Raw genomic sequence first — 20,521 nt, 5'->3', positions numbered from 1 at the left:
CGGTGCACCAGCTCCGGCCGCTTGCCGTTGGAACGCATGAAGGCCCACAGCAGGTCGTCCAGCGTATGGGCCCGGATGCGGCCGCCCTGGCTGGACAGGCCGGCCGGCTTGTCGAGAACGAGCAGATGCGGGTCCTCGTGCAGCACCCACGAGCGGACGGCGGCGAGCTCGTCTTCGGACAGGGATACGGGGGCGCGGTCGGTCACCGCGCCTGCATAGGCGAACCGCCCTCCCCCGTCAGCCCGTCAGCGCAGAACGCCCTTTCGGGTCATCATGCGGCTGTACATCACGAAGCCGAGGCCGAGCAGGAAGATCGCGGCGCTGAAGATCATGCCGGTGGTCCCCATCAGGGCCGACCCGCCCGACATCTGGCCGTAAACCACGCTGACGGCGAAGGCGATCAGCGAGGCGAGGAAGGCGTGGAAGGCCCATTTGCTGCGCAGCAGCAGCAGGACCGAGCCGAGAACGGCTCCCCACACGCCGATCGCCCACACCGCCTCCATCCATATTGGGAAGCTGTCGAAATAGGCCCGCTGCTCCGCCGTGTATTGCGCGAGGTAGGCGGCATTGTTCGTCTGGGTCATCACATAGTCATAGCCGCCGTAGCCGTTCCACAGCAGGGCGAGCACGCCCACGGCCCACAGGTGCCAAGGCGTCGAGGTGGTCATCTTCATGGTGTCGGTCATCGTCCCCTCCCAAGGATATTCCGATGGGCGAAGGATGATCCGAAAACGCGGTTACGGCAACGGTTACCCTGTCGGCCCTTCGCCGGCCTGCATCCCGGCCCGCAGCGCCGCCCAGCGCTCCAGCCGTTCCTTGACCTTGGCCTCATGCCCCTCGCCTTTCGGGGCGTAGAAGACGCGGCGCTCCATGCCGTCGGGGAAGAAGTTCGCGCCGGAGAAGCCTTCGGGCGTCGAGGGATCGTACTGGTAGCCCTGGCCGTAGCCGAGCTGTTTCATCAGCTTCGTCGGGGCGTTGCGAATGTGGGCGGGGGGCGTCAGCGAGCCGGTCTCGGCCGCCGCCTTCTTCGCCGCCTTGAAGGCCTCGTACACGCCGACCGACTTGGGCGCCGTGGCCAGATGGACCACGGCCTGGGCCAGGGCCAGCTCGCCCTCGGGGGAGCCGAGAAAGTCATAGGCGTCCTTGGCGGCGTTGGCGACCAGCAGGGACAGGGGGTCGGCCTCGCCGATGTCCTCGACCGCCATACGCACGATGCGGCGGGCCAGATACAGCGGGTCCTCGCCCCCGTTCAGCATCCGGGCCAGCCAGTAGAGGGCCGCGTCCGGGTCGGATCCGCGAACCGATTTATGCAGTGCGGATATGAGGTTGTAGTGTTCTTCTCGACTCTTGTCATAAGCAGGCGCGCGCTTCTGCAGCACGCCGGCCAGGGCCTGGACGTCGAGGGGCCCGGTCTCCGTCAGGCCGAACAGCACCTCGGACATGGTCAGCAGGTAGCGGCCGTCCCCGTCGGCGAGGGCCAGCATCGCCTGGCGCGCCTCGGGGGTCAGCGGCAGGGTCTTGCCCTCCTGCGCCTCGGCTCGACTCAACAGTTGATCTAGGGCCGCGTCGTCGAGCCGTTTCAGCACATAGACCTGGGTCCGCGACAGCAGGGCCCCGTTCAGTTCGAACGACGGGTTCTCGGTGGTGGCGCCGACGAGGGTGACGATGCCCTCTTCCACGAACGGCAGGAAGCCGTCCTGCTGGGCGCGGTTGAAGCGGTGGATCTCGTCGACGAACAGCAGGGTCGACTGGCCCGCCGCGCGGCGCATCCGGGCCGCCTCGAACGCCTTCTTCAGGTCGGCGACGCCCGAGAAGACGGCGCTGATCTGCTGGAACTGATAGCCGGCGGCCCGGGCCAACAGGCGGGCGATGGTGGTCTTGCCGCTGCCCGGCGGGCCCCACAGGATCATCGACCCCAGCCGCCCCGCCTCGACCATGCGCCGGATCGGCCCGCCCTCGCCGAGCAGGTGATCCTGCCCGACCACCTCGTCGAGCGTGCGCGGCCGCAGCCGGTCGGCCAGGGGCGCGTCGGGCGGATGGATGCCGGAGGCTTCGAACAGGTCGGTCATGCGCAGGCAGAGATAGGCGTTCGCGGCGGCCTTTTCACGCCCTAGTATGGGCCGCCCCAGAGGAGAGCGCGCCATGGCCGAGGATCACGACACCCGGGCCCCGACGGCCGGAATCATCCCCCACCTGACCATCCCCTCGCGCGGGGGCCAGGCTGCGATGGAATTCTACGGCCGCGCCTTCGGGGCCGAGGTGCTGGAGCTCAGGCTGGCCGACGACGGCGAGCGCATCCTTCACGCCCATCTGCGCCTCAACGCGGCCAGCCTGATGCTGCACGACGAGTTTCCGGAGAGGGGCGGCGTGGAGGACGTCGCGCCCCGGGGGGTGATCCTGCACCTTCAGGTCGATGACGCCGACGAATGGTGGAACCGCGCCATCCTGGCGGGCGGCGTGCCGGTGTCCCCGCCCGCCGATCAGGCCTGGGGCGGCCGCCACGGCCGGCTGAAGGACCCGTTCGGCCACTGCTGGTCGATCGGCTCGGCCGTCCGGGGCAGTGCACGCGGGTGTTCCGTCTCGTAGGGTAGAGGTCTGGGACCGACCGTAGCCTATAGTCCTTTCTGTTCCAAGTACCGTGAGATAAGGGGGCATGTTAAGGCGATAATCAAGATCGCGATCGCAATCTTCACGCCAAGATTCATTTGGAACGGCTCGCCTTCCATAAGTCCTGAAGCAATCACGAACAGTGCACCGCCAGCGAGGCTGCCGACCACCATTGTCCCATCGACGAGCCATCTCAAAAAAGATGGCTCTGATCGAGCCGTCGACTCCGGTTTTTCTGGCTTGGGCAGCGTTAGAAGAAGAGCGAAATGGCCCAAAATAATAATCCAGAACGGTGCCTTTCCGAACTCAAAAAAATTTCCCAACCAGGCAGCCGTGACCAGCCACCAAAAAATTAGGAACCCTGTTCGAGCTACTTGCGCTGTTCTGTTTAACATTCAGGTGGGCCCTCGGAAGCAGGGTTCATTGAGGAATATTACCCGCGGTTTCTGACGCTGCCAACCCAACGGCCCGCCCTGTGAAGAGGCCACCCCCTGGCCGGCGGGAAAGGGCTCCCTAGCGGATCAGCAGGGTGGCCTGCTGGCCGCGGCGCTGAAGGGTGAGCTGCGCGCCGCGGGGCACGTTCTCGAGCTGGTTCGGGGCGGTCACGGGGCGGCCGTCGAGCGCCAGGATCAGATCCCCATGGGCCAGAAAACGGGCCGCATAACCGCGCCGGTCGACGGCGCCGACGATGACGCCGCTCATGAACGGGTCTCCGCCGAGACGGTCGGCCAGGGCGGGGTTCAGGGCGAGGAGCTGCGCGCCCGACAGCACCCCCTGGCGGATCACGGTGGCCCGGTCGAGGTCGGGATCGCCGGGCAGCGGCTGCACCCGGGCCGTCAGCGTCAGGGGCCGGCCGCCGCGCAGCACGGCGATCTCGACGGCGGCGTTCGGCTCCCGCGTGCCGACGCGGAAATTCAATCCGCTCTGGTCGTTGACCTCGACCCCGTCGACGGCGGTGATGACGTCGCCTTGGCGCAGACCGGCCCGGGCCCCGGGGCCGCCGGGCCAGACCTCGGTCACCACCAGTCCCTGCGGCCGCTCGAGGCCGAAGCCGCGGGCGATGTCGGCGCTGACCGTCTCGCCCTTCACGCCCAGCCATGGGCGCACCACGACGGTGGCCCCGCCGACGGCGGAGTCGACCACCCGCTTCACCAGGGTCGCGGGCACGGCGAAGCCAACGCCCGACGACGACCCCGAGCGCGAGAAGATGGCCGTGTTGATGCCGATCAGGTCGCCGTCCATGTCGACCAGGGCCCCGCCGGAGTTGCCGGGATTGATGGCCGCGTCGGTCTGGATGAAGGAGCCGCTGTCCGAAATGCCGGTCTCGGTGCGGTTCAGGGCCGAGATGATGCCGTTGGTCACCGTCTGGCCGACCCCGAACGGATTGCCGATGGCCAGCACCAGATCGCCCACCTGCTGCTCCTCGCGGTCGTCGATGTTCAGCGTCGGCAGGCGGTCGTTGACGCCCTCGAGCTGAAGCACGGCGATGTCGGAGCGGGCGTCGGCCAGCACCACCCGGGCCGAGAACTCGCGCCGGTCGTTCAGGGTGACGCGAATCTGCTGCATGCCCTCGATGACGTGGTTGTTGGTCACCACCACGCCGTCCGCCCGCACGATGACGCCGGAGCCGACCGAGCCGGTCTGGCGCTGGCCGGGAATGCCCCAGAAGGGGTCGCGATACTGCTGAACGCCGATCGCCGCGATATTGACCACGGCCGGCGCCGCCTGGCGCACCACCGGGGCGAAGCTGGCCTTCATCGACAGGGCGTCGGCCGGCAGGATGCGGTTGTCGGCGAAGACGCCGTCCTGGGCGCGGCTGTCGTCCGGCTGGCCGCAGGCGGCGAGGGACAGGGCGAGGGCGATCGCGAGGGGGGGAGTCTTCATCAGGGTCCGGTCGGGGCTGGAGGTTGGAGCGCCGCCATTCCGCCCCGGATTTTGGACCGCATCAAGACGCGTCCGGCTCCAGACCGTCCCCGCCCCGCCCGGTTCGATCGGGGGCGACCGCATCGACCAGGGCGGCGGCCGTGTCCGAGGCTCGCCCGTCGCCGGCCGGGACCGTCAGGGCCAGCAGCCGCCCCAGCAGGGGCTGGACATCGACGCTGTCGAGGTCGCCGAGGGCGACGCCCCGCGCCACCCCCGGTCCGTGGGCGATGAACAGGGCCGCCATCTCCGGCGCGGCGTTGTCGTAGCCGTGCGCGCCGCCGGGCCCGGTCGCCGGGCGTCCCGGGGCGGCGATCAGCCAGCCGACCTCGGCCAGGCAGACGAGGGCGGCGACCCGGGGATTCGACCCCAGCACGAAGCGGGCCGGCAGATCGGCCTTGCGCCAGCATTCCACATGCGGGTGGCGGCCGACCAGCGCCGCCTCGACCTCGGTCTCGCGCCCCGGAACCGGATCGAGGAAGGCCACGGCGCCGGCGTAGACGATCCGCAGCGCCTCCGGATCGACCAGATCCTCCAGCCGGACGACCCGCTCGGGCGAGGTCGCGGCCATGCCGTGGTCGGACACGATCACCAGCACGGCGTCGTCGTCGAGCCGGCGCGCCCTCAGCCCCGCGATCAGCCGCGCGATCGAGGCGTCCACCGAGGCGAGGGCCGTCCGCGTCGCGGCGCTGTCGGGGCCGTCGGTGTGGCCGGCGGTGTCGACGAGATCGAAATAGAGGGTCGCCAGGTCGGGCCTGCGGTCCGGCGGCAGGTCCAGCCAGGTCAGCACCTGGTCCACCCGGGCGTCGCCCGGCAGCGACTGGTCGAACCGGACCCAGTGGGTCGGCCGCACGCCTCCGATCGCGGCCTCGGAGCCGGGCCAGAACATCGTCCCGGTCACCAGGCCCGCCTTTTCCGCCGTGACCCAGATCGGCTCCGCCTGGTCCCACCAGCGGCGGTCCGTCACCGCCTCGCGCACCCCCAGGGCGAACCGGCCCAGCTCCGGATCGACCATGGCGTTGCCGACGATGCCGTGGCGGTCGGGGTGCCTGCCGGTGACCAGGGTATAGTGGTTGGGGAAGGTTATGCTGGGAAAGGACGGTCGCATCGGTCCGCTGGCGCCGGCGTCCGCCAGGGCCGCCAGGGTCGGGGTGGCGCCGCGTCGCAGATAGTCCCACCGGAACCCGTCGATCGAGATCAGGATGACCGGGGACCGGCTCGCGGCGGCGACGGGCCGCGGCGGCGGCGCGCTCGCGCATCCGGCTGCGGCCAGGGCGCAGGCGGCGGCGAGGGCGGTCGTCAGGCGGCGAAACATGGACGGGCTCCGGGCGAGGGAAGCGGCGGAATCGCGGCCGGGCGAGTGCGATCCCGGCCGGGGCCGCGATCCTTCCGGACATCGAATTTGAAGACGCTAGACTCGACAGACGACGGTCTTGCGACGCCCGCGCCCCGGCGGCGGCGGGCGCCGGGCCGTAGCGGCGGTCGATCTGCGATAAAAATACCCCGACCAGCCGCTGGAAGGGGTCATCCCGCTGGAGCCGCGGTGCGGTTCCTGTGTCAGCTGCTCCAGTCCGGCGGCGCCCGCCAGCCTGGACCGCGCCGCGGAGGTCGATCCGCCGGCGGCGTCGATGTCTAGATTTCGTCGCCCTCGAACACCTGCGCCGGACCGGAGTCCTGGCCCTTGGCGTCGACGTCGCGGTCGACGAATTCGATCACGGCCATGGCCGCGTTGTCGCCGTGCCGGTAGCCGGCCTTCATGATGCGGATGTAGCCGCCGTTGCGGTCGGCGTAGCGCGGGCCGAGGGTGTCGAACAGCTTGCCCACCTGCGGCACGTCGCGGACCTGGCTGATGGCCTGACGGCGCGCGTGCAGGTCGCCCTTCTTGGCGAGGGTGACCAGCTTCTCGACGAAGGGACGCAGCTCCTTGGCCTTGGGCAGGGTCGTGGTGATCTGCTCGTGCTTGATCAGCGACGCCGCCATATTGGCGAACATCGCGGTCCGGTGGCTGGCCGTGCGGCCGAGCTTGCGATAGGCGGCGCCGTGGCGCATCGGGGTCTCTCCTACTCAACCCCGGTTTCCGGCGGACCGGACCTGGGGCTATCTCATTCTAACCGCTCCGCGACCCGATGGGCCAAGGGCGGAGGGTTGAAACTAGATCTGGTCGTCGAACTTCTTGGCCAGGTCTTCGATATTTTCGGGCGGCCAGTTCGGCACGTCCATGCCGAGGCTGAGCCCCATGGTCGTCAGCACTTCCTTGATCTCGTTCAGCGACTTGCGGCCGAAATTCGGGGTGCGAAGCATCTCGCCCTCGGTCTTCTGGATCAGGTCGCCGATGTAGACGATGTTGTCGTTCTTCAGGCAGTTGGCCGAACGGACCGACAGCTCCAGCTCGTCGACCTTCTTCAGCAGGGCCGGGTTGAACGGCAGGTCGGGCTTGCCGTCCGCCTGTTCGACCGCCTTCTTCGGCTCGTCGAAGGTGATGAAGATCTGCAGCTGGTCCTGCAGGATGCGCGAGGCATAGGCCACCGCGTCCACCGGCGAGACCGCGCCGTTGGTTTCGACCTCCAGCACCAGCTTGTCGTAGTCCAGCGACTGGCCCTGACGGGTCGGCTCGACGCGATAGGCGACGCGCTTGACCGGCGAATACAGGGCGTCGACGGCGATCAGGCCGATCGGGGCGTCTTCCGGACGGTTGAATTCCGAGGCGACATAGCCCTTGCCGTTCTGGACGGTCAGCTCCATGCGCACCGAGGCGCCGTCGTCCAGGGTGCAGATCACATGGCCGGGGTTCAGCACCTCGATGTCCGACGGGACGTCGATCTGGCCGGCGGTCACCGGGCCGGGGCCGGTGGCGCGCAGGGTCATCCGCTTGGGGCCCTCGGCGTGCATGCGCAGCGCCAGCTGCTTGATGTTCAGCACGATGTCGACGACGTCCTCGCGCACGCCTTCCAGCGACGAGAATTCGTGAACGACGCCGTCGATCTGGATGGCCGTCACCGCCGCGCCTTGCAGCGACGACAGCAGAACGCGGCGCAGGGCGTTGCCGAGCGTCACGCCGAAACCGCGTTCGAGGGGCTCGGCGACCAGGCGCGCCTTGCGCAGCGGGTCGGCTCCGGCCTCGATCTGCGGCTTCTCGGGACGGATCAGCTCTTGCCAGTTACGTTCGATCATGGATGTCCCTCGGAAACGGAGTTCGCCGGTCCCTCGCTCCTCGTCAGGGGCGGCAGGACCGGCGGAGAAATAGTCGGTCAGGTCGGCCTAGACGCGGCGGCGCTTGGGCGGACGGCAACCGTTGTGCGGCATCGGCGTAACATCGCGGATGGTGGTGATGGTCATGCCCGCGGCCTGCAGGGCCCGCAGGGCCGACTCACGACCGGAGCCGGGACCGGAGACGTTGACCTCCAGGGTTTTCACGCCGTGCTCGCCGGCCTTCTTAGCGGCGTCCTCGGCGGCCATCTGGGCGGCGTACGGGGTCGACTTGCGCGAGCCCTTGAAGCCCATGTGTCCGGCCGACGACCAGGAGATGGCGTTCCCCTGCGCGTCGGTGATGGTCACCATGGTGTTGTTGAAGGACGCATTCACATGGGCGACGCCCGAGGTGATGTTCTTGCGCTCGCGCTTCTTTACGCGACCCGGTTCCTTGGCCATGTGTCTGTCTTACTTCTTCTTGCCGGCGATCGGCTTGGCGGGACCCTTGCGGGTACGGGCGTTGGTGTGCGTGCGCTGGCCGCGGACCGGCAGGCCCTTGCGGTGACGCAGGCCGCGGTAGCAGGCCAGGTCCATCAGGCGCTTGATGTTCATCGACGTCTCGCGACGCAGGTCGCCCTCGACAGTGTGGTCGCGATCGATCGTCTCGCGGATCTGCAGCACCTCGGCGTCGGTCAGCTGGTTGACCCGGCGCGACGGCTCGATCCCGACCTTGGCCGTGATGTCCCTCGCCGCGTGCGCGCCGATGCCATGGATGTACTGAAGCGCGATTTCGACGCGCTTGTTGGTCGGGATGTTGACGCCAGCGATACGGGCCACGAAGCTCTCCAGATACGCGTGTGCGGACGCAACAAACGCTCCGGTCAACAGACCAGGAGCGTCGACGCCCTTCGCGGAAGCGCGCCTTATACAGGGGATTCACGCCGCGTCAACGGCTGGCGTCGCGTCGGCGCCGGATCTCCTCAGGGAGCATTCCGTCCGAAGCGCAGGGTGATGACGGCCCGCAGGTCATGGTCCGGGCGGCCGTCGATCATGGCCGGGCGGAACCGGTACTCGGCCACCGCCGCCGCGACGCCGGCCTGGCCGAAGCCCTGCCCCGGGGGAGTTTCATTCAACACCTGGCACTGGTCCAGCACCGTGTCCTCGCGAATCCGGCAACTGACCACGGCCGTCCCCGAGACCCCGCGGCGCAGGGCTTCCGGCGGGTGGTAGCGGCGCAGCCCGCCGGGAGACGGCTGCCGCAGGTTTCTCGGCCCGGTGCGGACGCCGCGGCCCGGCCCGTCGCCCGCGCCGACGCCGGAGCCGGCCCCCGTCCCCTGGCCGCCCTGGCCCATGCCGGGGGTCGCCGAGGCGATCGGCGCGACGCCGACGACCAGGGCGGGTTCGGGCGCCTGCTCGCGCGGGGCCGGCGTCTCCGGCGGGACGGGCTCGCGCGGCGGCGGGGGCACGTGAATCCGCGACGGCGCGGCGGGGGCTCCGCCGCCGGCGCGCTTCGACGGCTTTTCCGGAGGCGGCGGGGGCGGGGGCGGGGGCGGCGGGATGGGCCGGAACAGCTCCACCTCGATCACCGGCGGGAGCGGGGGCAGCGGCTCGGGCCGGGTCCGCGCCACCAGGGCGAAGACGCCGATGTGGGCGGCCAGCACGACCGCAAAGGCGCCGGCCTTGCGCTGCCGGTCACGGGTGAGGAGCGAACCGATTTTCACGCGCGGAACATGCCACATCCGGCATGAACGCGCCGGAGCCGAAAGCGCTCAGCTTCGGTTCAGCTATCCAGCGCCGCGTCGATCGCGTCCGAGACGGCCGGGATCGAGCCCATGCCGTCGATCTCGGTCAGCAGGCCCCGATCGGCATAGTAGGGCAGCAGCGGCGCGGTGTTGCGGTTGTAGGCCGCCAGCCGGACCTTGAAGCTCTCGGGATTGTCGTCCGGACGGCCCTCTTCGGCGTAGCGGCGGGCGACCCGCTCGAGCAGGGCCGCGTCGTCGACCTTCAGGCGCACCACGCGGTCGATCCGGGCGCCCCTGCGGGCCAGCATGGCGTCGAGCGCCTCGGCCTGGGCCACGGTGCGCGGAAAGCCGTCGAAGATCGCGCCCCCGGCCGCCTCGGTCTCCGGCAAACGCTCCTCGATCAGGGCGATGACGATGTCGTCGGAGACCAGGTCGCCGCGCGACATGATGGCCTGGCACTCGCGCCCCAGTTCGGTGCCCGAGGCGATGGCGGCACGCAGCATGTCGCCCGTCGACAGCTGGACCATGCCCCGCGTCTCGACCAGCCGCTTGGCCTGGGTGCCCTTGCCCGCCGCCGGGGGGCCGAACAGGATCAGATTCATCGCCGCCCCTCCCCGAACCGGCTTCAGCGCCGGGCGGGCGCGGTGACGCCCTTGCCGCGGCCCTGGCCGCGCCCGCGCAGCTTGGCCTTCTTGATCAGGCCCTCGTACTGGTGGGCCAACAGCTGGGACTGAATCTGCGCCACCGTATCCATGGTCACCGAGACGACGATCAGGATCGAGGTGCCGCCGAACAGCAGGCCGTTGCCCATCTGGGCCGCCATGAACTCCGGCAACAGGCAGACGGCGGTGATGTAGATGGCGCCGATGGTGGTCAGGCGGGTCAGCACATAGTCCAGATATTCGGCCGTGCGCTTGCCCGGACGGATGCCCGGCAGGAAGCCGCCGTATTTGCGCAGGTTCTCGGCGGTGTCCTCGGGATTGAAGGTGATCGAGGTGTAGAAGAAGCAGAAGAAGATGATCAGCGCGCCGTACAGCACCATGAAGATGGGCTGGCCGTGCTGCATCTGGGCGGTGAACAGCGGGAGCCAGTCCAGCCAGGCCGGCAGGTCGGCGGTGGCGGTCATCTGCGCGACCGTGGTCGGCAGCATCAGCAGCGACGAGGCGAAGATCGGCGGGATGACCCCGGCGGTGTTGACCTTGAGCGGCAGGAACGAGCGCTCGCCCCCGGCCATGCGGTTGCCCTCCTGGCGCTTCGGATACTGGATCAGCAGCCGCCGCTGGGCCCGCTCCATGAAGACGATGAACACCACCACGGCGACGGCCAGGCCGGTGATCAGCAGCAGGGTGAAGGGCGACATCAGGCCCTGCTGGGCCATGCCGAACATCCGCGCGATGGCGCCCGGCAGGACGGCGACGATGCCGGCCATGATGATCAGCGAGATGCCGTTGCCGATGCCGCGCGCCGTGACCTGCTCGCCCAGCCACATCAGGAACATGGTGCCGCCGGTCAGGACCGTCACGGTCGAGACGATGAAGAAGATGCCCGGATTGTCGACGAAACCCTCCTGGGCGTTCAGGCCGATGGCGATGCCGGTCGACTGGAACAGCGCCAGGACCACGGTCAGATACCGGGTGTACTGGTTGAGCTGCTTGCGGCCGCTCTCGCCGCCTTCCTTGCGCAGCTTCTCCCACGGCGGATAGACCGCGCCCATCAGCTGGACGATGATCGAGGCCGAGATATAGGGCATCACGTTCAGGGCGAAGACCGCGAAACGCTCGACCGCGCCGCCCGAGAACATATTGACCATGTCGAGGATGCCGCGCTGGCTGTCCGGGTTCTGGAAGAACGCCAGGAAGGCCTCGGAATTGATCCCCGGGACCGGCACATAGGTGCCGACGCGGTAGACCAGCAGGGCCATCAGCGTGAACAGCAGACGCTTGTGCAGCTCGGTCGCCTTGGCGAACGAGCCCATGTTCATGTTTGCTGCGAGTTGTTCGGCGGCCGAAGCCATGTGTCGTCACCCCGACTGATCAGAACGGCGCATCGGACAGGACTCCGGCGCTTGCGTCCAGATAGGCGAAGGGCGCTCCCTTAGCGAGAGCGCCCCCCGTGCTTTATTTGGCGGCCGTCCGCTTGGCGCGGGCCGAGACCTTGTTGGCGTCACCCCGGGGCGCCTTGGGGGCCGGAGCCTTGCCCTTGGCGGCGTTGCGCTTCTCGACCCGGGCCGCGGCCTTGGCCTCGGCCTCGATCCGCTGCTGGGTGACCGAACCGCCGGCGGCCTCGACGGCCTTCAGCGCACCCGAGGTGGCCGACCAGACGACCAGATTCAGCTTGCCCTTGATCTCGCCGGTGCCCAGCAGGCGCACGCCGTCCTTGACGCGACGGATCACGCCGGCGGCGACCAGCGCCTCGCCGTTGATCTCGCCCTTGGCGTCCAGCTTCTTGGCGTCGATCGCCTCCTGCAGACGCCACAGGTTGACCTCGGCCAGCTTCAGGGCGTTCGGATTGTTGAAGCCGCGCTTCGGCATCCGCATGTACAGCGGCATCTGGCCGCCCTCGAAGCCGCCGATGGCGACGCCCGAACGCGACTTCTGACCCTTGACGCCGCGGCCGGCGGTCTTGCCCTTGCCCGAACCCGGGCCCCGGCCGACACGCATGCGCTTCTTGTGGGCGCCTTCGTTGTCGCGGATTTCGTTCAGTTTCATGTGCCTGATCCTTTCGGGTGCTAGCGCCCGCTGCAGCAGCGAACTCGGCTGTATTTGAAAAGGGACTAGGGACTAGGGACTAGGGTCTAGGTCGCCGGTTCGGACGCTGCGCCCTCCCCTAGTCCCTAGTCCCTAATCCCTAATCCCTCACTTCTCGACGATCTCGGTCAGGTGCGCGACCTTGGCGATCATGCCGCGGACGGAGGGGGTGTCCTCCAGGGTCGATTCACGGCCCATGCGGTTCAGGCCGAGGCCGGCCAGGGTGGCGCGCTGGTCGGCCTTGCGGCGGATCGGCGAACCGGTCTGGCGAACGGTGACGGTGGCTTTGGATTCGGTCTTGGCCATCTATTCAGCCCTCCACGGCTTCGGGCGCCGAGGCGCCGTCGTTGCGGCGGCCCATCAGGTCGGCGACCTTCTTGCCGCGCTTCGAGGCGACCATGCGGGGCGACGACTGGACCTTCAGGGCCTCGAAGGTGGCGCGGATCATGTTGTAGGGGTTCGACGACCCGGTCGACTTGCCGACCACGTCCTGGACGCCCAGGGTTTCGAGCACGGCGCGCATCGGACCGCCCGCGATGACGCCGGTTCCCGGAGGGGCGGCGCGCATCATGATCTTGCCGGCGCCCCAACGGCCGGCGCCGTCGTGGTGCAGGGTGCGGTTCTCGCGCAGCGGAACCTTGATCATGGTCTTCTTGGCTTCCTCGGTCGCCTTGCGGATGGCTTCCGGCACTTCGCGCGCCTTGCCGTGACCGAAGCCGACCCGGCCCTTGCCGTCGCCGACGACCATCAGGGCCGCGAACGAGAAGCGACGGCCGCCCTTGACCGTGGCCGCGACGCGGTTGATGTGCACCAGCTTCTCGACGATGTCCGAGTCCGGACCGTCGACGGCGGGAGCGTTGCGGTTGTCACGACGGTTGCGATCGCCGCCGCCGCCGCGTTGGGGTTGTTGCGCCATCTGTCGCGTCCCTTAGAAATTCAGGCCGGCTTCACGCGCGGCTTCCGCCAGCGCCTTCACCCGTCCGTGATAGATGTAGCCGCCGCGGTCGAAGACGACGTCCTTGACGCCCTTCTCGATGGCGCGTTCGGCGATCAGCTTGCCGATCATGGCGGCGGCGGCGGTGTCCGAACCCTTCGGCTTCTTGCCCTTGTCGCCTTCCAGCGACGAGGCGGAGGCCACCGTGACGCCCTGGGCGTCGTCGATGATCTGGGCCGAGATGTTCTTGTCCGAGCGGTGGACCGACAGGCGCAGGCGGCCGTTGGCCACGGCCTTCAGGCGGCGGCGGGTGCGCTCGGTGCGACGCTTGGCGTTTTGCTTGAGAGTGGTGGCCATGGCTTACTTCTTCTTGCCTTCCTTGCGCCGGACCTTTTCGCCCGCGTAGCGCACGCCCTTGCCCTTGTAGGGCTCCGGCGGACGCAGCTTGCGGATGACGGCGGCGATCTGGCCGACGGCCTGCTTGTCGGCCCCCGAGATCTTGATTTCGGTCTGCTTCGGCACCGCGAAGGTGACGCCGGCCGGCGGCTGGATGTCGACGTCGTGCGAGAAGCCGAGTTGCAGCGACAGGGCGTTGCCCTTCATCGCGGCGCGGTAGCCGACGCCGACCAGGTCCAGGCTCTTCTCGAAGCCGGTGGTGACGCCGGTGACCATGTTGTCGACCAGGGTGCGCGACAGGCCCCACATGGCCCGGCCACGCTGGGTGTCGGCGCGCAGGCCGAGGCTGATGCCCTCGTCGTTCTGCGAGACCTCGATCTCCTCGGCGACGGTCCACGAGCGCTCGCCCTTGGGACCCTTCACCGACACGGTCTGGCCGTCGAGCGTGACGGTCACGCCCTTCGGGACAGCGATGATGCGTTTGCCGATACGGGACATGTCAGTAGACCCTGCAGAGGACTTCGCCGCCGACCTTGGCCTCGCGGGCCGCGGTGTCCGACATGACGCCCTTGGACGTGGAGAGGATCGAGATGCCGAGGCCGTTCTTGATCGGCTTCAGGTCGCTGATCGCCGAATAGACGCGGCGGCCCGGCTTGGACACGCGGGCGATCTCGGCGATGACCGGCTGGCCGTCGAAATACTTCAGCTCGATCTCGAACTGCGGGAATTCGCCGGGGTTCTGAACCAGCGAATAGCCGCGGATGTAGCCCTCGTCCTGGAGCACGTCGAGGACGCGCTGGCGCAGGCGGGAGGCCGGGGTGAGCACCTTGGAACGCTTGCGCATGGCGGCGTTCCGGATGCGGGCGATCATGTCGCTCAGGGGATCGTTGATCATCATGTCTGTCGCTCCCCTTACCAGCTGGACTTGGTCAGGCCCGGGATCTGACCCAGGTTGCCGAGTTCACGCAGGGCGATACGGCTCATCTTGAGCTTGCGGTAATAGGCGCGCGGACGGCCCGTCACCTCGCAGCGGTTGCGAATCCGGTTGGCCGCCGAGTTGCGCGGCAGCTCCGCCAGCTTCAGGCGCGCCTCGAAGCGCTCCTCCAGCGGCAGGGATTCATCGTTGGCGGTCGCCTTCAGGGCGGCCCGCTTGTCGGCGTATTTCGCGACGAGGGCTTTGACCATCTCGTTGCGGTTCACGGCGCTCTTCTTAGCCATTGTGCTCTTCCCTTCCCGCTCAGTTCACGAACGGGAACTTGAACTCGGTGAGGAGGGCCTTGGCCTCCTCATCGGTCTTGGCCGTGGTGCAGACGATGATGTCCATGCCCCACATCTGGTCGATCTGGTCGTAGTTGATCTCGGGGAACACGATGTGCTCCCTCAGACCGGTGGCGTAGTTGCCGCGACCGTCGAAGCTGGTGCCCTTGAGGCCCCGGAAATCCTTCACCCGCGGCAGGGCGATGGTGATGAACCGGTCGAGGAACTCGTACATCTGGTCGCCGCGCAGCGTGACCTTGCCGCCCACGACCATGCCCTCGCGCAGCTTGAAGCCGGCGATGGAGTTGCGGGCCTTGGTCGGCACGGCCTTCTGGCCGGCGATGGCGGTCAGGTCCCTGAGGGCCGCGGTGGCCTTCTTGGAGTCGGCCACGGCTTCGCCGATGCCCATGTTGAGGACGATCTTGTCCAGCTTGGGCACCTGCATCGGATTGGTGTAGCCGAATTTCTCGGTCATCACCTTGCGGATGCGGGCCTGGTACTCGTCCTTCAGACGAGGCGTGTATTTGGTGTCGGCCATCAGATGACGTCTCCCGTCGTCTTGGCGAAGCGGACCTTCCTGTCGCCTTCCATGCGGAAGCCGACGCGGGTGGCCTTGCCGTTGGCGTCGGCGATCGCGACGTTCGACAGGTGAAGCGACGCTTCCTTGTTCTTGATGCCGCCCTGCGGATCAGCCTGGGTCGGGCGCGTGTGGCGCTGAACCATGTTGACGCCTTGCACGACGACGCGGTTTTCGGTCGGCAGAACCCGGGTGACGGAGCCGGTGCGGCCCTTGTCCTTTCCGGTCAGGACGACGACGCGGTCGCCCTTCTTGATCTTGGCGGCCATGACTACAGGACCTCCGGGGCCAGCGAGATGATCTTCATGTGGTTCTTGGCGCGCAGTTCGCGGGGAACCGGGCCGAAGATCCGCGTGCCGACGGGCTCGTTCTGCTTGTTGACGATGACGGCGGCCGACTTGTCGAAACGGATGACCGAGCCGTCCTTGCGCATGATGTCCTTGGCGGTGCGCACGACGATGGCGCGCACGACGTCGCCCTTCTTCACGCGGCCGCGGGGAATGGCTTCCTTCACGGAAGCGACGATCGTGTCGCCCACCGAGGCGTAGCGGCGCTTGGAGCCGCCCAACACCTTGATGCACATGACCCGGCGAGCGCCCGAATTGTCGGCCACCTCCAGGTTAGTTTGCATCTGGATCATGGGATCCGATCCTTCTGGTTACGAGGCCGAGGCGGTGGAAAGGACTTCCCAACGCTTCAGCTTGGACTTCGGGGCGCACTCGACGATGCGGGCCAGGTCACCGACCTTGAGGGCGTTCGCTTCGTCGTGGGCGTGATATTTCTTGGACAGACGGACGGTCTTTTTGAGGACGGGGTGCAGCAGGGTGCGCTCCACCTTCACCACGACGGTCTTGTCGCCCTTGTCGGAGACGACCACGCCTTCGAGAATTCGCTTCGGCATCTTCGCTTCCTTACGCGTTCACGCGCTTCTCGCGCAGAAGCGTCGAGATGCGGGCGATGTCCTTGCGCACTTCCGAGACCCGGTGGGTCTTTTCCATCTGGCCGGTGGCGGCCTGGAAGCGCAGGTTGAACTGTTCCTTCTTGAGCTTCAGCAGCTCGTCGGACAGCTGGTCGGGGGTCTGGGCCCGGAGGTCGGCGATCTTGGTCATGCTCCGATGTGCTCCACGTGCGAGACACCGGCGTCGAGGCGGGTGACCACCTTCGTACGGACCGGCAGCTTGGCGGCGCCGAGACGCAGCGCCTCGCGGGCGATGTCGTCCGGCACGCCGTCGATTTCGAACAGGATGCGGCCCGGGTGGCAGCGCGCGGCCCAGTGGTCCACGGCGCCCTTGCCCTTGCCCATCCGGACTTCGGCCGGCTTGCCCGTCACAGGCAGGTCGGGGAAGACGCGGATCCAGACGCGGCCCTGACGCTTCATCTGGCGGGTGATCGCGCGGCGGGCCGCCTCGATCTGACGCGCGGTGATGCGTTCCGGCTCCACCGTCTTCAGCCCGTAGGAACCGAAGTTCAGCGAGAAGCCGCCCTTGGCGGCGCCGTGGATGCGGCCCTTGAAGGCCTTGCGGTATTTGGTCTTCTTCGGTTGCAGCATGGCCTAGTTCTCACGTGCCCGGTCGCGGCGCGGGCCGCGGTCGCCGCGGGGTCCACGTTCACGACCTTCGTTGGAAGACGGGCCGGAAGCTTCCTGGGCCCAGCGCTTGTCCTGCGCCATCGGGTCGTGCTCGAGCACCTCGCCCTTGAAGACCCACACCTTCACGCCGATGATGCCGTAGGTCGTCTTGGCCTCGATGAAGCCGTAGTCGATGTCGGCGCGCAGGGTATGCAACGGCACACGGCCTTCGCGATACCATTCCATCCGCGCGATCTCGGCCCCGCCGAGACGGCCCGACACATTGATGCGGACGCCCTTGGCGCCGAGGCGCATGGCGGACTGCATGGCGCGCTTCATGGCGCGGCGGAAGGCGATCCGGCGTTCCAGCTGCTGGGCGATGTTCTCGGCGATCAGCTGGGCGTCGGTTTCCGGCTTGCGCACCTCGACGATGTTCAGGTGAACCTCGCCCTCGGTCTGGGCCGAGATGTCCTTGCGCAGCTTCTCGATGTCGGCGCCCTTCTTGCCGATCACGACGCCCGGGCGGGCGGCGTAGATCGTCACGCGGCATTTCTTGTGCGGCCGCTCGATGATGATGCGCGACACGCCGGCGGCGTTGAGGCGTTCCTTCAGCCACGTGCGCAGCTTCAGGTCCTGGTGCAGCAGCTTGGCGTAGTCGGCGCCGCCGGCGAACCAGCGGCTGTCCCAGGTGCGGTTGACGCCGAGGCGCAGACCGATCGGATTTACTTTCTGACCCATCAGGCGGCCTCACCGGCTTCGCGGACCACGATGGTGATCTCCGCGAAAGGTTTCAGGATACGCGACGAGCGGCCACGAGCGCGGCTCGCGAAACGCTTCATCACCAGGTTCTTGCCCACGAAGGCCTCGGCGACGACGAGGTTGTCGATGTCGAGGTTGTGGTTGTTCTCGGCGTTCGAAACCGCCGAATACAGGACCTTGCGAACGTCGGTGGCGATGCGCTTGCGGCTGAATTCCAGCTCGTTCAGCGCCTTCTGCACCGGCAGGCCGCGGATCGACTGGGCGACCAGGTTCAGCTTCTGCGGGCTGATCCGGACATTCACCAGCTTGGCGCGGGCTTCGGTCGGGGCGACCCGACGGGGGTTCTTGGTCTGGGCCATGGACTACTTCCTCTTGGCCTTCTTGTCCGCCGCGTGGCCCGGGAAGTTCCGGGTCGGGGCGAACTCGCCGAGCTTCATGCCGACCATCTCCTCGGAGACGGACACCGGCACGTGCTTCTGGCCGTTATGGACGCCGAAGGTCAGGCCGACGAACTGCGGCAGGATGGTGGAACGGCGCGACCAGGTCTTGATCACGTCCTTGCGGCCCGACGTCTGAACGGCGTCGGCCTTCTTGAGCAGATACCCGTCGACGAACGGGCCTTTCCAGGAGGAGCGGGCCATCTTTAGCGAGCCTTCTTGACGTGGCGGGTACGGATGATGAACTTGTCCGTCGCCTTGTTCTTGCGGGTGCGGGTGCCCTTGGTGTCCTTGCCCCACGGCGTGACCGGGGTGCGGCCGCCGGAGGTCCGGCCCTCGCCGCCGCCGTGCGGGTGGTCGATCGGGTTCATGGCCACGCCGCGAACGTGCGGACGCCAGCCCATGTGACGGACGCGGCCGGCCTTGCCGAGGTTCTGGTTCATGTGGTCGGGGTTCGAAACCGCGCCCACCGTGGCCATGCAGCCGTCCAGCACCATGCGAAGCTCGCCCGAGCCGAGGCGGATCTGGGCGTAGCCCTGGTCGCGGCCGACCAGCTGGGCGTAGGCGCCGGCCGAACGGGCCAGCTGGGCGCCCTTGCCCGGCTTCATCTCGATGTTGTGGATGATCGTACCCACGGGCATCGAGCGCAGCGGCATGGCGTTGCCCGGCTTCACGTCGACCTTTTCGCCGGCCACCACCGTGTCGCCCGCCTTCAGGCGCTGCGGCGCGATGATGTAGGCCTTTTCGCCGTCCTCATAGGTGATGAGGGCAATGAAGGCGGTCCGGTTCGGATCGTACTCGAGGCGCTCGACCGTCGCGGTCGCGAACTTGCGGCGCTTGAAGTCGATCTTGCGGTACAGGGTCTTGGCGCCGCCGCCGCGGAAGCGGACGGCGATGCGACCGCCCTGGCCGCGTCCGCCCGACTTGGTCAGGCCCTCGGTCAGCGACTTCTCCGGACGGCCCTTGTGGAGCTCGGAGCGGTCGATCAGCACCAGGGCGCGGCGGCCCGGCGAGGTCGGATTGTAGGTCTTCAAGGCCATCTGGTCAGAGCCCCGTGGTGACGTCGATCGACTGGCCTTCGGCCAGCGTCACGATCGCTTTTTTGATGTCGACCCGACGGCCCATGATGCCGCGGAAACGCTTGGTCTTGCCCTTCTGGACGAGGGTGTTGACCTTCAGCACATTGACCTTGAACAGGGCCTCGACCGCCGCGGCGATCTCGTCCTTGGAGGCGTTGTCCGCGACGCGGAAGACGACCTTGTTCTGTTCCGACAGGATCGTGGCCTTCTCGGTGATCACCGGAGCCAGGATGGTGTCGTAGTGACGGGCGGTGGGTTGAGCGCCGGCCATTACGCGGCCTCCTTCTCAGAGAAGCGCGCCTCGATGGCCTCGACGGCCGCCTTGGTCAGCACCAGCTTGTCGGCCCGCAGGATGTCATAGACGTTCAGGCCGGCGTTCGGCAGCACGTCGATGTGCGGGATGTTGCGGGCGGCCAGGCCGAAATTCGCGTCGACTTCCGGACCGCCGATGATCAGCACCCTGTTCCAGCCCAGCTTGCCGAGCGTCGTGCGCAGGGCCGCCGTCTTGGAGTCCTTCAGGGCGATGCTGTCGACCACGACCAGGTCGCCGGCCTTGGCCTTGGACGACAGCGCGTGACGCAGGGCCAGGGCGCGGACCTTCTTCGGCAGGGAGAAGCCGTGATCGCGGACGATCGGGCCGAAGGCGCGCGAGCCGCCGACGAACTGCGGCGCACGGCGCGAACCGTGACGGGCGCCGCCGGTGCCCTTCTGCTTGTACATCTTCTTGCCCGTACGAGAGTTCTCGTTGCGGGTCTGGACCTTGTGGGTGCCGGCGCGGCGCTTGGCCAGCTGCCAGTTGACGTAACGGGCCAGCAGGTCGCCGCGGATGTCGGTGATGCCGAAGACGGCGTCCGACAGTTCAACGTCGCCCGAGGCCTTGCCGTCGAGTTTGATGACCGGGAGTTTCATTGTGCTTCACCGCCTTCGGTGGCCTCGACGGCCGGGGCTTCCGCGGCCGGCGTTTCGGCCGGTTCAGCAGCAGCGGCGGTCTTCGACGACTTGACGCCGCCCGGGAAGGGGGCCTCGGCCGGACGGGTCTTCTTCACGGCGTCGCGGATCTTGACCCAGGTGCCCTCGTGACCCGGGACGGCGCCCTTGATCATGATCAGGCCGCGGTCGGCGTCGACGCGGAAGACGGTCAGGTTCTGGGTGGTGACGACTTCCTGGCCGAGCTGGCCGGCCATCTTCTTGCCCGGGAAGGTGCGGCCCGGGTCCTGGCGGTTGCCCGTGGAGCCGTGCGAACGGTGCGAGACCGAGACGCCGTGGGTCGCCCGCAGACCGCCGAAATTCCAGCGCTTCATGGCGCCGGC

General features: G+C 68.1%; 32 protein-coding genes and 2 pseudogenes. 1 reads left to right on the top strand and 33 read right to left on the bottom strand.

The annotated features are described in order from the left end of the window. The 3 genes and pseudogenes from Q0588_RS04315 to Q0588_RS04305 all read right to left on the bottom strand — a co-directional run. Positions 1-206 (bottom strand): annotated as a pseudogene (locus Q0588_RS04315) (RluA family pseudouridine synthase); the annotation flags it as partial. A 39-nt stretch (positions 207-245) separates the two neighbouring features. Then, positions 246-686, bottom strand: coding sequence for a hypothetical protein (locus tag Q0588_RS04310; protein WP_298744086.1), 441 nt, complete (start codon positions 684-686; stop codon positions 246-248). 63 nt (positions 687-749) lie between these two features. Then, positions 750-2,069, bottom strand: coding sequence for a replication-associated recombination protein A (locus Q0588_RS04305; RefSeq protein WP_298744088.1), 1,320 nt, complete (start codon positions 2,067-2,069; stop codon positions 750-752). Between the two features lie 73 nt (positions 2,070-2,142). Between Q0588_RS04305 and Q0588_RS04300 the strand changes: the two genes are divergently transcribed. Beyond that, positions 2,143-2,586, top strand: a complete 444-nt coding sequence (locus tag Q0588_RS04300) for a VOC family protein (protein WP_298744083.1) — start codon at positions 2,143-2,145, stop codon at positions 2,584-2,586. 26 nt (positions 2,587-2,612) lie between these two features. On the opposite strand, the gene Q0588_RS04295 is transcribed toward Q0588_RS04300, so the two are convergent. The 30 genes and pseudogenes from Q0588_RS04295 to Q0588_RS04150 form a co-directional block, all read right to left on the bottom strand. Continuing rightward, a complete protein-coding gene (locus Q0588_RS04295; protein WP_298744081.1) occupies positions 2,613-3,002 on the bottom strand; it encodes a hypothetical protein in 390 nt (129 codons plus the stop codon). Between the two features lie 118 nt (positions 3,003-3,120). Next, positions 3,121-4,491, bottom strand: coding sequence for a trypsin-like peptidase domain-containing protein (locus tag Q0588_RS04290; protein WP_298744079.1), 1,371 nt, complete (start codon positions 4,489-4,491; stop codon positions 3,121-3,123). Positions 4,492-4,552: 61 nt separating this feature from the next. Beyond that, complete coding sequence (locus Q0588_RS04285) at positions 4,553-5,842, bottom strand: ectonucleotide pyrophosphatase/phosphodiesterase (protein ID WP_298744077.1); 1,290 nt, start codon at positions 5,840-5,842, stop codon at positions 4,553-4,555. 317 nt (positions 5,843-6,159) lie between these two features. After that, entirely contained in the window at positions 6,160-6,576 is a 417-nt protein-coding gene (rplQ, locus tag Q0588_RS04280) for a 50S ribosomal protein L17 (RefSeq protein WP_298744076.1), read from the bottom strand. Positions 6,577-6,678: 102 nt separating this feature from the next. Then, complete coding sequence (locus Q0588_RS04275; RefSeq protein ID WP_298744074.1) at positions 6,679-7,698, bottom strand: DNA-directed RNA polymerase subunit alpha; 1,020 nt, start codon at positions 7,696-7,698, stop codon at positions 6,679-6,681. Positions 7,699-7,785: 87 nt separating this feature from the next. Further along, on the bottom strand, positions 7,786-8,175 hold the full coding sequence (gene rpsK / locus Q0588_RS04270; protein ID WP_122468702.1) for a 30S ribosomal protein S11: 390 nt from the start codon (positions 8,173-8,175) through the stop codon (positions 7,786-7,788). Between the two features lie 9 nt (positions 8,176-8,184). Next, positions 8,185-8,553 carry a 30S ribosomal protein S13 gene (rpsM, locus tag Q0588_RS04265; protein WP_298744071.1) on the bottom strand — a complete coding sequence of 123 codons (369 nt, stop codon included), beginning with the start codon at positions 8,551-8,553 and terminating at the stop codon, positions 8,185-8,187. A gap of 143 nt (positions 8,554-8,696) precedes the next feature. Beyond that, on the bottom strand, positions 8,697-9,437 hold the full coding sequence (locus Q0588_RS04260) for an energy transducer TonB (protein ID WP_298744069.1): 741 nt from the start codon (positions 9,435-9,437) through the stop codon (positions 8,697-8,699). A gap of 59 nt (positions 9,438-9,496) precedes the next feature. Next, positions 9,497-10,060 (bottom strand): adenylate kinase, encoded by a 564-nt coding sequence (locus tag Q0588_RS04255; protein ID WP_298744068.1) that lies wholly within the window; start codon positions 10,058-10,060, stop codon positions 9,497-9,499. 23 nt (positions 10,061-10,083) lie between these two features. Beyond that, positions 10,084-11,472: a preprotein translocase subunit SecY gene (gene secY, locus Q0588_RS04250; RefSeq protein WP_298744067.1), complete on the bottom strand. Its 1,389-nt coding sequence runs from the start codon at positions 11,470-11,472 to the stop codon at positions 10,084-10,086. 103 nt (positions 11,473-11,575) lie between these two features. After that, entirely contained in the window at positions 11,576-12,166 is a 591-nt protein-coding gene (rplO, locus tag Q0588_RS04245; protein ID WP_298744066.1) for a 50S ribosomal protein L15, read from the bottom strand. Between the two features lie 147 nt (positions 12,167-12,313). Further along, positions 12,314-12,511, bottom strand: coding sequence for a 50S ribosomal protein L30 (rpmD, locus tag Q0588_RS04240; RefSeq protein WP_298744065.1), 198 nt, complete (start codon positions 12,509-12,511; stop codon positions 12,314-12,316). 4 nt (positions 12,512-12,515) lie between these two features. Further along, on the bottom strand, positions 12,516-13,121 hold the full coding sequence (gene rpsE, locus Q0588_RS04235; RefSeq protein WP_298744064.1) for a 30S ribosomal protein S5: 606 nt from the start codon (positions 13,119-13,121) through the stop codon (positions 12,516-12,518). A 12-nt stretch (positions 13,122-13,133) separates the two neighbouring features. Beyond that, positions 13,134-13,496, bottom strand: a complete 363-nt coding sequence (gene rplR / locus Q0588_RS04230) for a 50S ribosomal protein L18 (RefSeq protein WP_298744062.1) — start codon at positions 13,494-13,496, stop codon at positions 13,134-13,136. A gap of 3 nt (positions 13,497-13,499) precedes the next feature. After that, positions 13,500-14,033 carry a 50S ribosomal protein L6 gene (gene rplF, locus Q0588_RS04225; protein WP_298744061.1) on the bottom strand — a complete coding sequence of 178 codons (534 nt, stop codon included), beginning with the start codon at positions 14,031-14,033 and terminating at the stop codon, positions 13,500-13,502. A gap of 1 nt (position 14,034) precedes the next feature. Next, positions 14,035-14,433, bottom strand: a complete 399-nt coding sequence (gene rpsH / locus Q0588_RS04220; protein WP_168049145.1) for a 30S ribosomal protein S8 — start codon at positions 14,431-14,433, stop codon at positions 14,035-14,037. Between the two features lie 14 nt (positions 14,434-14,447). Then, positions 14,448-14,753: a 30S ribosomal protein S14 gene (gene rpsN, locus Q0588_RS04215; RefSeq protein ID WP_183251184.1), complete on the bottom strand. Its 306-nt coding sequence runs from the start codon at positions 14,751-14,753 to the stop codon at positions 14,448-14,450. A 19-nt stretch (positions 14,754-14,772) separates the two neighbouring features. After that, positions 14,773-15,330: a 50S ribosomal protein L5 gene (gene rplE / locus Q0588_RS04210; RefSeq protein ID WP_298744059.1), complete on the bottom strand. Its 558-nt coding sequence runs from the start codon at positions 15,328-15,330 to the stop codon at positions 14,773-14,775. Beyond that, positions 15,330-15,638 carry a 50S ribosomal protein L24 gene (gene rplX, locus Q0588_RS04205; protein WP_298744057.1) on the bottom strand — a complete coding sequence of 103 codons (309 nt, stop codon included), beginning with the start codon at positions 15,636-15,638 and terminating at the stop codon, positions 15,330-15,332. Before rplX ends, rplE begins: the two co-directional genes overlap by 1 nt. Positions 15,639-15,640: 2 nt before the next feature. Then, the gene (gene rplN / locus Q0588_RS04200) at positions 15,641-16,009 is read right to left on the bottom strand and encodes a 50S ribosomal protein L14 (RefSeq protein ID WP_055832151.1); all 369 of its coding nucleotides are present in this window, start codon (positions 16,007-16,009) and stop codon (positions 15,641-15,643) included. Positions 16,010-16,027: 18 nt separating this feature from the next. Then, positions 16,028-16,270, bottom strand: coding sequence for a 30S ribosomal protein S17 (rpsQ, locus tag Q0588_RS04195; protein WP_168049152.1), 243 nt, complete (start codon positions 16,268-16,270; stop codon positions 16,028-16,030). A gap of 10 nt (positions 16,271-16,280) precedes the next feature. Next, on the bottom strand, positions 16,281-16,478 hold the full coding sequence (gene rpmC, locus Q0588_RS04190; RefSeq protein WP_298744054.1) for a 50S ribosomal protein L29: 198 nt from the start codon (positions 16,476-16,478) through the stop codon (positions 16,281-16,283). After that, positions 16,475-16,918 (bottom strand): 50S ribosomal protein L16, encoded by a 444-nt coding sequence (rplP, locus tag Q0588_RS04185; RefSeq protein WP_298744053.1) that lies wholly within the window; start codon positions 16,916-16,918, stop codon positions 16,475-16,477. The genes rpmC and rplP overlap by 4 nt, the downstream gene beginning before the upstream one ends. 3 nt (positions 16,919-16,921) lie before the next feature. Continuing rightward, positions 16,922-17,674, bottom strand: a complete 753-nt coding sequence (gene rpsC, locus Q0588_RS04180; RefSeq protein WP_298744052.1) for a 30S ribosomal protein S3 — start codon at positions 17,672-17,674, stop codon at positions 16,922-16,924. Continuing rightward, positions 17,674-18,054, bottom strand: coding sequence for a 50S ribosomal protein L22 (rplV, locus tag Q0588_RS04175; protein ID WP_056450358.1), 381 nt, complete (start codon positions 18,052-18,054; stop codon positions 17,674-17,676). Before rplV ends, rpsC begins: the two co-directional genes overlap by 1 nt. 3 nt (positions 18,055-18,057) lie before the next feature. Then, positions 18,058-18,336: a 30S ribosomal protein S19 gene (rpsS, locus tag Q0588_RS04170; protein ID WP_008262211.1), complete on the bottom strand. Its 279-nt coding sequence runs from the start codon at positions 18,334-18,336 to the stop codon at positions 18,058-18,060. Between the two features lie 2 nt (positions 18,337-18,338). Beyond that, positions 18,339-19,172, bottom strand: a complete 834-nt coding sequence (rplB, locus tag Q0588_RS04165; RefSeq protein ID WP_298744048.1) for a 50S ribosomal protein L2 — start codon at positions 19,170-19,172, stop codon at positions 18,339-18,341. 4 nt (positions 19,173-19,176) lie between these two features. Then, on the bottom strand, positions 19,177-19,482 hold the full coding sequence (locus Q0588_RS04160) for a 50S ribosomal protein L23 (protein ID WP_056450366.1): 306 nt from the start codon (positions 19,480-19,482) through the stop codon (positions 19,177-19,179). Next, a complete protein-coding gene (rplD, locus tag Q0588_RS04155; RefSeq protein WP_298744045.1) occupies positions 19,482-20,120 on the bottom strand; it encodes a 50S ribosomal protein L4 in 639 nt (212 codons plus the stop codon). The genes Q0588_RS04160 and rplD overlap by 1 nt, the downstream gene beginning before the upstream one ends. Then, positions 20,117-20,521, bottom strand: a pseudogene (locus Q0588_RS04150) (50S ribosomal protein L3); the annotation flags it as partial. The gene rplD and the pseudogene Q0588_RS04150, both read right to left, overlap by 4 nt.

It is taken from the genome of uncultured Brevundimonas sp. (genome assembly GCF_937870815.1).
Taxonomy (GTDB): Bacteria; Pseudomonadota; Alphaproteobacteria; order Caulobacterales; family Caulobacteraceae; genus Brevundimonas.
This window is presented reverse-complemented; position numbering and strand designations above follow the sequence as displayed.